Raw genomic sequence first — 16,320 nt, 5'->3', positions numbered from 1 at the left:
CAAAGTTGAAGTGGATTATCAAAAATGCTATAATACTTCCGCGGAAAATTTATCGGCAAATATGCATGCGCAAGACAGTATGCAGACAGAGTAAAGGAGTACGAATGTGGCTGAATTAACACCAATGATGAAACAGTATATGGAGACAAAATCCCAGTATCAGGACTGCATTCTGTTCTATAGATTAGGCGATTTTTATGAGATGTTCTTTGACGATGCGCTGACGGCATCGCGGGAACTGGAGATCACGCTGACCGGAAAGAACTGCGGTCAGGAAGAGCGGGCACCCATGTGCGGTGTCCCTTATCATGCTGTGGAGAGTTATCTGAACAAACTGGTCTCCAAAGGATATAAAGTGGCAATCTGCGAGCAGGTGGAGGACCCGAAGACGGCGAAAGGCATTGTGAAGCGGGAAGTAGTGCGCATTGTGACGCCGGGGACGAATCTGGATACGCAGGCACTCGACGAGTCGAAGAATAATTATATTATGTGTATAGTCTATATTGCAGACAGGTACGGAGTCTCTGTGGCAGATATCACGACCGGAGATTATTTTGTGACGGAGATCGAGGACAGCGCCAGACTGATGGATGAGATTTACAGGTTCTCTCCGTCGGAGATCATCTGCAATGAGGCGTTCTATATGAGCGGAATGGATCTGGACGGTATGAGGGACCGCCTTGGGATTACGATATATTCGCTGGATGCGTGGTATTTTGACGACGCGGTGTGCAGACAGAAACTGCTGGATCATTTCAAAGTGTCCTCTTTTGCGGGACTCGGCCTTGCAGACTATGACTGTGGTGTGATCAGCGCAGGCGCGCTGCTCCAGTATCTTCTTGAGACACAGAAGAATGATCTGTCAAATCTGACGCATATTACGCCTTATACATCAGGTAAATTCATGATGCTCGACAGCTCCACGCGGAGAAATCTGGAACTGTGCGAGACGCTCAGGGAGAAGCAGAAGAGAGGCTCTCTCCTCTGGGTACTGGACAAGACGAAGACGGCAATGGGAGCAAGGACGCTCCGTAAATATATAGAGCAGCCGCTGATCGACAAGAAAGAGATCGAGAAACGGCTGGATGCAGTACAGGAATTGAAAAATCAGGCGATCTCAAGAGAAGAACTCAGGGAGTATCTCTCACCTGTCTATGATCTGGAACGTCTGATCATGAAGATTACATATGGTTCGGCGAATCCCCGTGATCTGACGGCTTTCCGGACTTCTCTGGAGATGCTTCCTCCGATCCGGTATATCCTGCAGGATATGCAGTGTGATCTGCTCAGATCGATCATGGAAGAGCTGGATCCCCTTGAGGACTTGTGTACACTGATCACCAATGCTATCCGGGAAGAACCGCCAATTGCGATGAAAGAGGGAAATATCATCAGGGACGGTTATAACGAAGAAGTGGACAAGCTGCGCCGTGCCAAATCTGACGGCAAAGACTGGCTGGCCAAACTGGAGAACGATGAGAGAGAAAAGACCGGTATCAAGAACTTAAGGATCAAATACAATAAGGTGTTCGGATACTATCTTGAAGTCACTAACTCTTACAAGGATCTTGTTCCGGAATATTATACGAGAAAACAGACCCTCGCCAATGCGGAGCGGTATATCACTCCGGAGCTGAAGGAGCTGGAGGATATGATCCTTGGTGCAGAAGATAAGCTCTATGCTCTGGAATATGAACTTTACACAGAAGTCAGAGAGACTGTGGCGGCCGAAGTAGAGCGGATACAGCAGACGGCGAAAGCGGTGGCGGCACTTGACGTATTTGCTTCTCTTGCACTTGTTGCAGAGCGGAATAACTATGTGCGCCCGAAGATCAATGAAAAAGGCGTTATAGATATTAAAGAAGGCAGACATCCGGTAGTAGAGCGGATGATTCCGAATGATATGTTTATAGCCAACGATACATATCTGGATGACAAAAAGCACAGGATCTCTATTATTACAGGACCGAACATGGCGGGAAAATCAACCTATATGCGCCAGACCGCACTGATAGCGCTTATGGCGCAGGTGGGTTCCTTTGTGCCGGCCAAGAGTGCGAATATCGGCATTTCCGACAGGATATTTACGAGAGTCGGAGCTTCGGATGATCTTGCTTCCGGACAGAGTACTTTTATGGTTGAGATGACGGAGGTGGCAAATATCCTGAGAAATGCCACTTCAAAGAGTCTGCTGATCCTGGACGAGATCGGAAGAGGTACGAGTACATTTGACGGGCTGTCCATCGCGTGGGCTGTGGTCGAGTATATCAGCGACAGCAGGCTCCTGGGCGCGAAGACGCTGTTCGCAACGCATTACCACGAGCTGACCGAGCTGGAGGGCAAAATAGAAAATGTAAATAATTACTGTATTGCCGTCAAAGAAAAGGGTGATGATATCGTCTTCCTGCGAAAGATCGTAAAAGGCGGCGCAGATAAGAGTTACGGTATCCAGGTGGCAAAACTTGCAGGCGTACCGGATCTTGTAATTAACCGTGCAAAAGAGATCGTGGAAGAACTGAGTGAAGGAGATATTACGACACGGGTCAGTGAGATTGCCACGAAAGATAAAGTATCGAGGAAGAAACCGAAAGTAAAGAAGTATGATGAGGTCGATATCGCCCAGATGTCGCTGTTCGATACGGTGAAGGATGACGATGTCCTCGAGGAACTCAAATCGCTCGACGTAGGCAATATGACGCCTATAGATGCCCTTAACACGATTTACCGGCTGCAGAACAAACTGAAAAACAGATGGTAGATATAAATCAGGAAAGGAGACGGATATGCCTCATATACATGTACTGGATCAGGTAACGATCGACAAGATCGCTGCCGGGGAGGTGATCGAACGTCCTGCGTCGATCGTAAAAGAGCTGGTCGAAAACGCCATTGATGCAGGTGCTACATCGGTGAAGGTAGAGATAAAAGACGGCGGTATCTCGCTGATCCGTATCATGGACAACGGATGCGGAATTCCGCATGAAGAAGTGAGGAGTGCATTTCTGCGCCATTCTACAAGTAAGATCCAAAGTGTAGAGGATCTTGTACATATCAGCTCGCTGGGGTTCAGGGGAGAGGCTCTCTCCAGCATTGCAGCCGTGACGCAGACAGAACTGATCACAAAGACTGCAGAGGAAGAACTGGGAACAAGATATGTCATTGAGGGAGGCAGAGAAGTCTCTATCGAAGAGACAGGAGCACCAAACGGCACGACTTTTCTCGTGCGTCAGCTCTTTTATAATGTGCCGGCCAGAAGAAAATTCTTAAAGACGCCGATGACAGAGGCAGGCCATGTACAGGACCTGCTCATGCATCTGGCACTCTCACATCCAGAAGTGGCATTCATATTCCTGAATAACGGCCAGGAGAAGCTTCGCACTTCGGGAAGCGGAAAGCTCAAAGACGTGATCTATAACGTATACGGGCGTGATGTGGCGGCAAATCTTATTGATATAGATTATGAGAAGGGCGGCCTGCGGATCACCGGGTATCTCGGGAAACCGGTGATCACGAGGGGAAACCGTAATTTTGAGAACTTTTTTGTAAACGGGCGCTATGTAAAAAGCCCGATGATCTCGAAATCTCTTGAAGATGCATACCGGGATTTTACAATGCAGCACAAGTTCCCGTTTGCAGTCCTTCATTTTCATGTAGATGGAGAGCAGATCGATGTCAATGTCCATCCGACGAAGATGGAACTGAGATTTCAGCGACAGCAGGAAGTCTACAATACAGTTTTTGAGGGGGTCCACAGAAGACTTCTGGAACCGGAACTGATCCAGAAAGCGGAAGTACCCGATCCTGTGACGCCCGAAACGAAAAAGGAGGAGAAGGCCCGGACGGTGAAAGAAAGTCCTTTCCTCCTGAAACCCAGAACTTCCGGAGAAGCTCCGCCAAGTGCAAAAGAAGAAGTACATGATGAAGATTATTTCATCCGGAAAATGAAAGAGCGCGTTATGGCCTATCACAGGAGAGCTTCATCAGCAGAGGTGCCGGACCGGAGCGGGATCTACCGGCAGGAACAGCAGGCGGAACGCATCCGTGAAGCTGCAGTATATAATGCGAAGCCGGCACCGGAACTTCCCTCAGATACCAGCGTCTCCGGCGAAGCAGCAGAGACAGCCAGGGATACAGCAGATGTCCGCGATACGGTGAAAGTCACTGATACGGCAGTTTCTGACAACAAGGTAACTGCATGTGACACAGCAAAAGATGATGAACTGTCGAAACCGCAGCAGCTTGATCTTTTCGAAGAAAATTTCCTGAAGCGCGAAGTGCGTGCAGAGTATAAACTGATCGGCCAGGTATTTGATACATACTGGCTTGTCCAGTATCAGGACAGCCTTTATATCATAGATCAGCATGCGGCACATGAGAGAGTGCTCTATGAGCGGACACTTAAAGGTATGAAGACAAGAGAATTTACATCCCAGTATCTGAGCCCGCCGATCATCTTGTCGCTGTCCATGCAGGAAGCAGAGCTCTTAAAGGCAAATATGGAACGTTTTGAGCGGATCGGTTTTGAGATCGAACCCTTCGGCGGGGAAGAATATGCGGTCAGGGCAGTGCCCGACAACTTGTTTGGAATCGCAAAGAAAGAGCTGCTGATGGAGATGATCGATGACCTTGCAGACGGTCTTTCCACATCGATGACACCGGAGCTGATCGATGAGAAGGTGGCGTCCATGTCATGTAAGGCCGCAGTCAAAGGAAATAACCGGCTTTCCGCACAGGAAGTGGACGCACTCATCGGGGAGCTGCTCACACTGGACAACCCGTATCACTGTCCACACGGCAGACCGACGATCATAGCGATGACAAAAAAAGAATTGGAGAAGAAATTCAAGAGGATCGTATAATGACGAAGAAACCACTTATCATACTGGCCGGTCCTACAGCGGTGGGAAAGACGGCGCTTTCGATCCGGCTGGCAAAAGAAACCGGGGCAGAGATCATATCCGCTGATTCCATGCAGGTATACCGCGGCATGGATATCGGTTCTGCCAAGATCACAAAAGAGGAGATGGCAGGAGTACCGCATTACCTTGTGGATGTACTGGAACCGGAGGAGGATTTTAATGTTGTACGTTTCCAGAATATGGCGAAGGATGCTGCAGCTGAAATCTGGTCAAAAGGGAAGATCCCGCTGGTCGTAGGGGGCACGGGATTTTATATTCAGGCGCTTCTCTATGACATTGACTTTACGGAAAATGACGGGGATGAGTCGTACCGCAGAGAACTGGAGAAGAAAGCTTCCGACGAACAGGGGGCTTTGGAACTCTACGAAATGTTGAGAAACACAGACCCAAAGTCGGCTCAGGAGATCCATCCCCGCAATATCAAACGTATCATCCGTGCGCTGGAGTTTTACCGCCAGACAGGAAAGAAAATCTCCGAGCATAATGAGACACAGCGGCAGAAAGAATCACCGTACAACTATGCATATTTCGTACTGAATGACGAACGGAGCCGGCTCTATGAGCGGATTGACCGGAGGGTGGACCTGATGATGGAACAGGGGCTTCTCGAGGAAGTCCGGGCTCTGAGGGAGCGCGGCGTGCGCAAAGACTCTACGGCGATGCAGGGGCTTGGATACAAAGAACTCTACGCATATCTTGACGGGGAGTATCCGCTCGATGAGGCGGTCCGTATCATCAAGCGCGATACCCGTCATTTTGCAAAACGCCAGATCACATGGTTTAAGCGGGAGAAAAATGTAGTCTGGGCAGACCGGTCGGTGATCGGGCAGGATGATGAAAAGCTGGCAGATTATATGCTGGACTGCTTGAGAGACAGAAAAATCATATAATTTAAGGATAGACATTAAAGAGGATAGAGGAAAAATGGGAAATAAAGAAACACGATCTATGTATGAGCAGCTCGGCATCTCAGCCGAAGTCTGGACATACGGACAGAAGACAGAAGAAAGCTTAAAAGAGCGGTTCCGTCAGTTTGACGAGACGGCGGAGTATAATCAGCTAAAAGTGATCAAAGCTATGCAGGAAAACCGTGTCAGTGAGGGATGCTTTAACTATGTCAGCGGCTACGGCTACAATGATATGGGAAGAGATACGCTCGAAGCTGTATATGCATCGACATTTCATACAGAGGCGGCGCTTGTGCGTCCGCAGATCACATGCGGAACCCACGCACTTGCTATTGCTCTGGCTGCGAACCTGCGTCCGGGAGATGAACTTCTCTCTCCTGTAGGCAAACCATATGATACACTGGAAGAAGTGATCGGTATCCGGCCTTCATGCGGCTCACTGGCAGAATACGGAGTGACATACCGTCAGGTGGAATTACTGGAGGACGGATATTTTGATTATCCGGCGATCGAAGCGGCTTTGAACGAGCGGACAAAACTGGTGACGATCCAGCGCTCCAAAGGCTATCAGACAAGACCCAGCTATTCCGTCGAAAAGATTGGCGAGCTGATCGCATTTATCAAAGAGAGAAGACCGGATGTAATCTGCATGGTGGACAACTGTTATGGTGAATTTGTCGAGCGCATCGAGCCGAGTGATGTTGGAGCTGACATGATCGTCGGATCTCTGATCAAGAACCCGGGCGGCGGCCTGGCGCCGATCGGCGGTTATATCGCAGGCAGAGAGGATCTGATCGAAAACTGTGCATACCGTCTGACTTCCCCGGGGCTCGGCAAAGAGGTGGGAGCCTCTCTTGGTGTGATGCAGTCTTTCTATCAGGGATTTTTCCTGGCACCTACAGTGGTGTGCGGCGCACTCAAAGGAGCAGTATTTGCCGCAAATATATACGAAAATCTTGGATACCCTGTCGTGCCGGACGGTAAAGAATCACGCCACGATATTATACAGGCTGTGACGCTTGGAAGTGCGGAAGGTGTAGTCGCATTCTGCAAAGGAATCCAGGCGGCAGCGCCGGTGGACAGCTATGTGACGCCGGAGCCGTGGGCAATGCCCGGATATGACAGCGATGTGATCATGGCTGCGGGGGCATTTGTGCAGGGATCATCTATCGAACTGTCGGCGGACGGACCGATCAAACCTCCGTATGCAGTGTATTTCCAGGGTGGACTCACATGGAATCACGCGAAGCTGGGAATCCTGAAATCTCTCCAGAGCATGATCGACGAGGGCGTGATCGATATCGAGAAAGTGCGCTGCCGGATATGATAAAGATATAGACGGCGGCAGGTTATGATCTGATATAATATAAAAATAAAAAGGAAGGGAGGATACGGCTATGAGAACAGTTGCGGTGATCGGCGGCGGCGCTTCCGGAATGATGGCAGCCGTGACAGCGGCGGCCGGCGGAGCACATGTGATCCTGCTGGAGCACAAAGACAGAATAGGAAAAAAGATCCTTTCCACGGGAAACGGAAGATGCAATTTCACAAACATCTATCAGGAACCGATCTGTTATCACTCGGAAAATCCTCTGTTTCCCTGGAAAGTCATACAGAAGTTTGACGCACAGGCTGCAATCTCATTTTTCCTGCAGCTTGGGGTATACTCGAAGAACAGAAACGGCTATATATATCCGAATTCTGATCAGGCGTCAGCAGTCCTAGATGCCTTCCGCATGGAGCTTGACCGGCTCGGGGTGGACATCCGCACCGGAGTCGCGTGCAGAGAGATCCGTCCGGGAAAGAAAGGATTCACTGTACTGACAGACCGGCAGCCGGTGCGCGCCGACAAGGTGATACTCTGTACCGGTTCCAAAGCTGCTCCGGTGACAGGATCTGACGGTTCCGGGTATGATCTGGCAAAAAATCTCGGGCACAGGATCCTTCCGGTACTTCCTGCCCTGACTGCGCTGCAGTGTGAAGAAAAGTTTTTTAAGAGCATTGCAGGAGTACGGGTGAACGGTACTGTATCCATATGGTCGGATGGGGCGTGTATTGCAAAAGATACCGGAGAACTCCAGATAACCGATTACGGTATATCCGGCATTCCTGTTTTTCAGGTGAGCCGGTATGCCTCAAAGCTTTTATATGCGAAGAAAGAAGTGGAAGCGGTACTCGATTTTATGCCGGATTTTACAGAGGAGCAGATGTATGCGTTTTTGAGAACACGAGCGAATACACGGCCGGAGAAAAGTGCTGAAATGTTTCTGATCGGACTCTTTCATAAAAAGCTGTGCGACCTGTGGATCAGGCTGGTGAAGATTCCCCGGCAGAAAACTTCGGGAGATCTTACAGATGACGAGATCAGGCGTCTGTCCCACATGATAAAAGAATTTCGTGTCCGTATTATCGGGACGAATTCTTATGATAAGGCGCAGGTATGCTGCGGCGGCGTGGACACAAGAGAGATTGACCAGGCAACACTGGAATCGGTGTATGTACCCGGACTTTACTTCGCAGGCGAGCTCCTGGATGTGGACGGCATGTGCGGCGGGTATAATCTTACATTCGCATGGGCGAGCGGATATGCGGCGGGTATGGCGGCCGCTGCAGAAGGGCAAAGCCAATTATCTAAAAAGAGGCAAAATTGAATAGCATAACATAGAGAATAGAAGACCCGAGAAAGCGACGACAGCACCTTAGCTTTCCGAGTAGTATAAGACCTCAACAGGAATTTGGTGATATGTCAAGTCCTGCGAAGAAATGTATGGCTTGAGGATTGTTTACCAGAATAAAGTTACCGTAAAACATTTGAAAAAGCTGAGGAAAAAACTGTACAGACTGAAAGCGGAAGAAGGGATTGAGTTTGTACACGGGACAGGGAAAAGGAAATCCCCATTGCAGAAAAGTATTGAAACACTGGAGCAATATTTGGAAAAACTAAAAGAATATACTCAGAAACTTTATGTTTGCGGAGACAGGAACAGTTATTCAAAGACAGACCATGATGCGACTTTTATGAGGATGAAAGAAGACGCAATGGGGAACGGGCAGCTCAAAGCCGGATATAACATCCAGCATGGGGTAGACTCTGAATATATCACCTGGCTAACAGTTGGGCCACAGCCTACAGACACCACAACGCTGATCCCTTTTTTCAAGGATCTGGAAGAATATGTAGATGACTTCAAATACAAAAGAGTAACAGCAGATGCCGGATATGAGAGCGAAGAGAATTACGCTTATCTGGAGAAAGAAAAGAAAGAGGCATTTATCAAGCCGGCGAATTATGAGATTGGGAAAAAGCGCTCTTATCAAAACGACATCGGCCGGGCAGAAAATATGAAATATGATCCGCGGGAAGACACCTACACCTGCCACAACGGGAAACGGCTGAAAGTCAGTAAGATAAAGAAAGAAAAAAACAAAGACAGGATAAAGAACCTGTATGTTTCCCGGAAATTCAACCAGTACCGGGAAGAAGATCTGGAAAGGATCACCAGCGCAGAAGGTATTCTGCTGCGGGTGAACCGGAGTATCCAATCCGAGGGAAGTTTTGGTGATTTGAAAGAGGATACAGGCTTTCGAAGATTTCGGTATCGAGGAAAAGCAAATGTAGAAGCGCAAAGCGTTCTGTTGGCAATTGCACATAATATCAGAAAACTTCATCACAAGATTCAAAATGGAAAGAAGGGAACCCATTTGTTTGCGCTGAAAAAGAGTGCATAATTTTAGGGATTTCAAAACACTAAACATCGAAGGGAGGGGCGGTCTGCGCTTTTTTATGTAAAGAACCAAGGAAATGAGTATAAGAAATTATTTCGAAATACAGGACTGGATGGACAAATGAGCTTATTCGATTATATGTAAAAATAGAGACAAAGAAATTTTCATACCCCGCTTTCAATCTTGCGGGAGCAAGAGAGAAAGGCAAGTGCTGTGAGCGGTGACGTAGGAGCCGAGCACAGTGCTTGAGTGCTTGCACCGGGGTAGTTGATTACATCGATTAATACGGAGGGATTCAATATGTGTAAAAAAATACTTCTACTGATTACACTCATATTTTGTTCTGTATGCTCATTCAGCGCAATAACAGAAGCCGCAGAAGCAGAACCGGCTCTTCCGTCTAAAGACATTATAATGGAAATTCAGGAAGACATTTCGTTGACTGAGTTTTGTGACTTTGCTGAAATAAGCAACGCTACAATTAATTATAGTTACACACTTCCCGTATATACAACAGATAATATATCAAATAGCAGCACTGCACTTGCTGACACGTTAAAGTTCTCTAATGAATATGTCATTCCGGCTGTAGATAGTAACGGAAAAGGAATCGGGATGTTTTGGATAACTTTTAAAGAGAAGTGGAATATATATTCATATTGGCATGATTTTGATCTGATCTCTGCTATCGGTCAACTCCCGACTAATTCTTTTTATCTCCTTGAATTGCCGACAGCTAATATTGAACTGGGTATTTTAACTATAACTAATAATCATGAATGTTATAGAAGTATCATAAACAATCCGGGAACAAAAAGCATCGGTAATACTGATACAAAAGAAATCTTAGATAATATAAAAGAAGCCGAAGAGCTTACTACAGATGTTGATTCTGAAGGAACTGCTTCATTCCCAAATAACAATAGCTTTATTGTGTCTTTATTTTTATTAATAATTATAGCTGCAGGCATTCTTTCAATATATTTAATATATCATTACAGAAAATTTTCGAAATAGTTTAGAGTAAAAGGGGGATGCCGGTTAATACCGAATTTTAACCTCTGATATGAGGGAAAGAGACAATTCCAGAGAATTCGTACTTTTTTAGGAATCGAATTCTCTGTCGGATTGTTTCTTTCTTTTTATCCCTTGTATTTTAGGGGGCAAAAGCCCCTGTTCCTGCTGAGGGTATTTTTTGATACCAAAAACTATACAATCATTACGTCGACGTTCCTTGCCCTGACTGTGGACAGAGCGTATTCAGATCTATTCATAAATCACGGTGTGAAATAGAAACGTGCTCATACTGCGGCGGAAAATTCTATATTTACAGCTGATAAAAAAACGATTATACTCTTTTCAGGGTCTATTATACTATGTCAAAGGGCAGCATCAGATACATCCAAAATCCCAAAAACACGCCTTTTCCAAGCGGTATGAGACCTTAACAGAAGAAAGAACACGAAGGAGCCTTTTAGGAGATGATACAGATGAAATTCGGAATCGGAGATACTTGCTATATTATTGAAAATGATGAAGTGAAACGGGCGAGAGTCAGCGCAAAAAAGGACGGGCAGTATTTTGTACAGTTTGTAGGATCCTGCGGCGCCCTTGCTGTTCCGGAGGATAAAGTGTACCGTACGCCTGAGGAGGCGGAGGACGGGAAGCAGAAGACAGCCAACAGACATTCGCCGGTCCAGTATCTGTGATATTATAGTCAAAGACAAATATAATTTGCCCTTGACTATAAACCCTCCGGGGGATGCGCACGATTTTTGCAAGGAAAGATCTGTGCTTTGCACAGCAAAAATCGGCGCAGGAAACGTCATTATTATGACGTTTCCTATAAATATAAGGAAAGCGAGAGACATCTATGCTGAGGATCAATCAGTTAAAACTTCCGGTTACACATACGCAGGAGCAGCTGGAGAAAAAGCTCATAAAAACACTAAAGATCAACAGAAATGATATGAAACAGTACCGGATCAGGAAGCGCTCGCTCGACGCCAGGAAAAAGCCGGAGCTCTGTTATGTGTATTCGATCGATCTTGAGGTGAAACATGAGGAGCGGATCCTGAAACAGTTAAAAGGCAAGGCTGTGAAAGTATCCGAAGAATCATACCGGGTGCCGGAGCACGGCTCGGAAGAACTTCATGACAGGCCGGTGATCGTGGGAAGCGGACCGGCAGGGCTGTTCTGCGCGTATATTCTTGCCAGAGAAGGCTATCGCCCCCTCATTGTTGAGAGGGGAGCTCCGGTCAGAGAGCGGAAGAAGGATGTAGAACGATTCTGGGAGACAGGACTCCTCGATCCGGATTCCAATGTACAGTTCGGAGAAGGCGGGGCAGGAACATTTTCGGATGGAAAGCTGAATACACTCGTAAAGGATGCGGCGGGCAGGAACCGTTTTGTGCTGGAAACCTTTGTACAGTTCGGAGCTCCTGAGGATATTCTGTGGGAACAGAAACCTCATATCGGTACGGATATCCTCATTGATGTGGTAGAGCGGATGCGGGGAAAGATCACGGAGCTTGGCGGAGAAATCCGTTTTCACAGCCAGGTCACGGATATCCTTCCGGATGAAAGATGCCTTGTAATAAACGGCAAAGAGAAGATAAGGGCAGGAGCGGCTGTCCTCGCTATCGGACACAGTGCAAGAGATACATTTGAGATGCTGTTTGAGCGGGGATTTTGTATGGAGGCAAAATCATTTGCAGTAGGTGTGCGCGTAGAGCATCCGCAGCAGTTGATTGACCGGAATATGTACGGGAGAGATGAGCGGGACGGGCTTCCGGCGGCGTCGTATAAGCTGACAGAGAAGCTGGACAACGGAAGAGGCGTATATACATTCTGTATGTGTCCGGGAGGTTATGTGGTCAATGCCTCCTCTGAACCGGGACTTCTTGCCGTAAACGGCATGAGCTATCACGGGCGTGCCGGTGAGAATGCCAACAGTGCGGTCATTGTTACAGTCACACCCGATGACTACGGATCAGACCATCCGCTTGCCGGTGTGCAGTTTCAGAGAGACCTGGAACGAAGAGCGTGGGAAGCAGGCGCAGGGAATGTCCCGGTCCAGCGGTTTGAAGATTTCTGTGAGAACAGAAAGTCTGAAGAGCTCGGAAGTATAAAACCGAATATAAAAGGACACTATAGCCTTGCAAATGTGCGCGGTATTTTTCCGGAGGAACTTTCTCTGTCGCTGCAGCAGGGAATTGAAAGAATGGATCATAAAATCCGGGGATTTGCAGACAAAGACGTGCTCTTATCCGGCGTGGAAAGCCGGACGTCATCTCCTGTCAGGATCAGCAGAGATGAGGGGTTCAGGAGCAGTATCCCGTGGATCTATCCGTGCGGCGAGGGCGCGGGATATGCAGGGGGGATCACATCGGCTGCCATGGACGGGATCAAAGTGGCGGAGGCAGTGATCAGCAAGTACAGGCTTTGCAAATGATGCGGGCTGACTGTTACTGTTCACAGAATTTTAATGTGTAATGCCTATACACATATTTTAAATTGTGCTAAAATAAATCGTTGTATTGTATCATCGCGCTGATCTAAGGGTCAATTTATGAGCAAAAACAATACGATCAAAGAAATGTATCATGAGGAACGGCCTTATGAAAAATGTGAACGTTTCGGGGCTGAGAACCTGACAGACGCGGAACTGCTCGCTGTTATTCTGAGAACCGGAACGCGCGGCGAGAATTCGCTGGATCTGGCAAGAAGTCTGCTTCATCCGGATTTTGGTAAATCAGGTCTCCACAATATCCATCAGTGGACGATGGAGCGTCTGATGCGTGTCCGGGGGATCGGACGTGTCAAGGCGATCCAGATCCTCTGCCTGTCGGAACTGTCGAAGCGGATGGCAAGAGAGTCGGCTGTCGAGGGACTGGATTTCTCTTCGCCGACTACGATCGCGCGCTACTATATGGAAGATATGCGCCACAGAAACAGAGAAGTGCTGAAATTACTTCTTCTGAACACACGCTCCAGATTGATCGGGGAGACGAATGTATCAATCGGTACTGTAGATATGGCGCTCGTATCACCGCGCGAACTTTTCATAGAGGCGATTCAGAAGAATGCTTCGTCGATCATCCTTCTGCACAATCATCCGAGCGGAGATCCGACTCCGAGCAAAGAGGATGTCAGGATCACAAGGCGGGTCCACGAAGCGGGAATGATGATCGGGATAGAACTTCTCGATCATATCATCATAGGCAACAATTGTTTTATCAGTCTGAAAGAAAAGGGGTTCTTTCAGCAGAGAGGGAGCTGACCGTCGATGTAAATTGATAAGGGGTGGTCTTACTATGGCGGGAAAAGTTTATGGCCTCGATCTCGGTACGTATGAGATCAAGGTTTTTGATAAAAAGCAGGACAAGATATGGCGTGAGAAAGACGCCATAGCAATGAAAAACAAAAAATATATATTTGCTGTAGGGAACGAGGCCTATGAAGTCTTTGAGAAAGCGCCTGTGGATATCAGGGTTGTCTTTCCGATGAGAAACGGCGTGATCGCGCATTTTGACGATATGCAGTATCTCCTCGGCAGCCTGCTGGGAACAGGAAGGCGCTCTGTCTTTGGCGCGGAATACGTAGTGGCTGTCCCGACGGATGTTACCGAGGTCGAGAAGAAAGCATTCTATGATCTGGTCCTCCATTCGGAAGCAAAAGCCAAGTCAGTCCGGATCGTGGAGAAAGGGCTTGCAGATGCCGTGGGGTTCGGCATGGATGTGATCGGAGAGAAAGGGATCTTCGTGGCAAACTTCGGAGGCGGAACTACTGAATTGTCAGTATTGTCTTTAGGCGGAATGGTAATGAACCGCCTGCTCAAGATCGGAGGGGAGAACTTTGATAATTCCATCGCTGATCTTGTGCGCCATAACAGAGAGTTCCTGATCGGTACGTTAACAGCAGAAAAACTCCGGCGGGAATTCGGAGTGTTTGATCAGAGCACGGACAGTGCGATCACTGTATCCGGCAGAGATCTTGTTACGGGTGTGCCGTCTCAGACAGATATTCCTATCAGTCTGGTCAGGGCGGCAATGAAGGAGCCTCTGGAGGAATGCGTGAAAGCAATCCGGTCCATGATCGAACGGACTCCGCCGGATGTCCGCAGAGCTATAGAAAAGACCGGAATATGTCTGACCGGAGGAATGGCGAATCTGCGGGGACTCTCTACATATCTCAGGGAGAGCATCGGTCTTCCTGTTCTTACGGTTGATGATCCTGAGCTCTGTGTAGTAAATGGACTCAGGAAGATCATTTCAGATCGCGGTTACTATAAACGTCTTACGTATTCTATGTTGGATGAAGATTACAGGTGGTTAAGATAATGAGAAAAAAGAATCAGACATCACATACAAACAGATACATTCTGCTCGGACTTTCCTTATTCTGTGCCTTAATGATGGTTCTCTCATCATTTTCAGACAAGGCGGCCGGGCCGTTCAAAGTTCTGGCGAATGTCACGGTTATCCCGCTTCAGCAGGGAATCAATTACATCGGAGGCTGGCTGGGAGATATGAAAGATAATTTTTCGACAATGGAACAGCTCCGCGCCGAGAATGAAAGCCTTCAGGAACAGGTCGACGCTCTTACGACAGAGAATAACTATCTCCAGGAGGAGAGCTACGAGTACGAACGGCTGCAGGAATTGTATGAACTGGACCAGAACTATGCCGAGTATGAGAAGACGGCTGCTCATGTGATCGGAAAAGATTCCGGAAACTGGTTTAATACATTTACGATCGATAAAGGAAGTAACGACGGGATCGAAGTAGATATGAACGTGCTGGCAGGAAGCGGCCTTGCCGGGATCGTCACGGAAGTGGGACCGACGTGGGCAAAAGTACGTTCTATTATCGATGACTCGACAAATGTGAGCGGGATGGTCCTTTCAACCTCCGACACATGTATCGTCAGCGGCGATCTCTCGCTCATGAGCAGCGGACAGATCGCATTTGACCAGATGGAGAATAACGACAATGTAGTATCGGTCGGAGACCAGATTGTCACATCATATATCAGTGATAAATATCTGCAGGGAATTCTGATCGGTTCGATCAGTGAGATCAATGTAGATTCCAACAACCTGACACGTTCGGGATACATTACACCGGCAGTCGACTTTAAGAACATCCAGGAAGTACTTGTGATAACGACTACAAAAGCCGAGCTTACCGGAGAGAACGATACAGGCGAATAGGGGAGAAGTGATTCATGAAAGCAGTAAAGATAAGACGGATCGTGGTGACGGCAGTGATCATACTTGTCGCTTATCTTCTGCAGTGCTCGGTATTTCCGGCGCTGGAGATCGCAGGGGTCAAGCCGAATCTCATGCTTATTGTCACCGCTTCATTCGGATTTATGAGAGGGCCGAGAGAAGGCATGTTTGTAGGATTTGCTTCCGGTCTTCTGATTGATATCCAGCATGGAGACATGATAGGATTTTACGCGCTGATCTATCTGGCTGCAGGATTTGTGAACGGCCTGTTTGAGCAGATTTATTTTGATGAAGATATCAAACTGCCCCTATTCCTGATAGCCGGGACCGATCTTGTATACGGACTTGGCGTTTATTTCCTGACATTTTTGCTCAGGAGCGACTTCAATTTTCTGTATTATCTGAACAGGATCATTATTCCGGAAACTATTTATACGATAGCAATTACCCTTATTGTTTACCCATTGCTCCTGTTTATCAATCACAAACTGGAGACAGAAGAAAAAAGGAGTGCAAGTAAATTTGTTTAGAGAAA

At 47.6% G+C, this 16,320-nt stretch carries 12 protein-coding genes and 1 pseudogene; all 13 read left to right on the top strand.

Annotation, left to right across the window (positions count from 1 at the left end; translation table 11 throughout):
• The first annotated feature begins 106 nt into the window (after nucleotides 1-106).
• The 13 genes and pseudogenes from mutS (at nucleotide 107) to mreD (ending at nucleotide 16,315) form a co-directional block, all read left to right on the top strand.
• The gene (gene mutS, locus FNY66_RS07205) at nucleotides 107-2,758 is read left to right on the top strand and encodes a DNA mismatch repair protein MutS (protein WP_330581298.1); all 2,652 of its coding nucleotides are present in this window, start codon (nucleotides 107-109) and stop codon (nucleotides 2,756-2,758) included.
• 25 nt (nucleotides 2,759-2,783) lie between these two features.
• Nucleotides 2,784-4,859 carry a DNA mismatch repair endonuclease MutL gene (gene mutL / locus FNY66_RS07200; RefSeq protein ID WP_150310709.1) on the top strand — a complete coding sequence of 692 codons (2,076 nt, stop codon included), beginning with the start codon at nucleotides 2,784-2,786 and terminating at the stop codon, nucleotides 4,857-4,859.
• On the top strand, nucleotides 4,859-5,809 hold the full coding sequence (miaA, locus tag FNY66_RS07195) for a tRNA (adenosine(37)-N6)-dimethylallyltransferase MiaA (protein ID WP_087150485.1): 951 nt from the start codon (nucleotides 4,859-4,861) through the stop codon (nucleotides 5,807-5,809). The genes mutL and miaA overlap by 1 nt, the downstream gene beginning before the upstream one ends.
• A gap of 34 nt (nucleotides 5,810-5,843) precedes the next feature.
• Entirely contained in the window at nucleotides 5,844-7,154 is a 1,311-nt protein-coding gene (locus tag FNY66_RS07190) for a methionine gamma-lyase family protein (protein ID WP_087150484.1), read from the top strand.
• A gap of 70 nt (nucleotides 7,155-7,224) precedes the next feature.
• Nucleotides 7,225-8,478, top strand: a complete 1,254-nt coding sequence (locus tag FNY66_RS07185; protein WP_150310708.1) for a BaiN/RdsA family NAD(P)/FAD-dependent oxidoreductase — start codon at nucleotides 7,225-7,227, stop codon at nucleotides 8,476-8,478.
• A gap of 94 nt (nucleotides 8,479-8,572) precedes the next feature.
• Nucleotides 8,573-9,556 (top strand): annotated as a pseudogene (locus FNY66_RS07180) (transposase); the annotation flags it as partial.
• Nucleotides 9,557-9,853: 297 nt separating this feature from the next.
• Complete coding sequence (locus tag FNY66_RS07175) at nucleotides 9,854-10,570, top strand: hypothetical protein (protein WP_150310706.1); 717 nt, start codon at nucleotides 9,854-9,856, stop codon at nucleotides 10,568-10,570.
• 473 nt (nucleotides 10,571-11,043) lie between these two features.
• Complete coding sequence (locus FNY66_RS07170) at nucleotides 11,044-11,262, top strand: hypothetical protein (protein WP_150310705.1); 219 nt, start codon at nucleotides 11,044-11,046, stop codon at nucleotides 11,260-11,262.
• Between the two features lie 164 nt (nucleotides 11,263-11,426).
• Entirely contained in the window at nucleotides 11,427-13,007 is a 1,581-nt protein-coding gene (locus tag FNY66_RS07165; RefSeq protein ID WP_150310704.1) for an NAD(P)/FAD-dependent oxidoreductase, read from the top strand.
• Nucleotides 13,008-13,124: 117 nt separating this feature from the next.
• The gene (radC, locus tag FNY66_RS07160; protein ID WP_150310703.1) at nucleotides 13,125-13,835 is read left to right on the top strand and encodes a RadC family protein; all 711 of its coding nucleotides are present in this window, start codon (nucleotides 13,125-13,127) and stop codon (nucleotides 13,833-13,835) included.
• 34 nt (nucleotides 13,836-13,869) lie between these two features.
• On the top strand, nucleotides 13,870-14,895 hold the full coding sequence (locus tag FNY66_RS07155; RefSeq protein ID WP_150310702.1) for a rod shape-determining protein: 1,026 nt from the start codon (nucleotides 13,870-13,872) through the stop codon (nucleotides 14,893-14,895).
• Nucleotides 14,895-15,767 carry a rod shape-determining protein MreC gene (gene mreC, locus FNY66_RS07150; protein ID WP_087150478.1) on the top strand — a complete coding sequence of 291 codons (873 nt, stop codon included), beginning with the start codon at nucleotides 14,895-14,897 and terminating at the stop codon, nucleotides 15,765-15,767. Before FNY66_RS07155 ends, mreC begins: the two co-directional genes overlap by 1 nt.
• A 14-nt stretch (nucleotides 15,768-15,781) precedes the next feature.
• Nucleotides 15,782-16,315, top strand: a complete 534-nt coding sequence (gene mreD, locus FNY66_RS07145) for a rod shape-determining protein MreD (protein ID WP_087150477.1) — start codon at nucleotides 15,782-15,784, stop codon at nucleotides 16,313-16,315.
• Nucleotides 16,316-16,320 lie beyond the last annotated feature (5 nt).

Origin of the sequence: Mediterraneibacter catenae (assembly GCF_008691045.1) — a bacterium.
Lineage (GTDB): Bacteria > Bacillota > Clostridia > Lachnospirales > Lachnospiraceae > Mediterraneibacter > Mediterraneibacter ornithocaccae.
The sequence above is the reverse complement of the archived record's forward strand: the minus strand, read 5'-3'. Positions and strand labels throughout refer to the sequence as shown.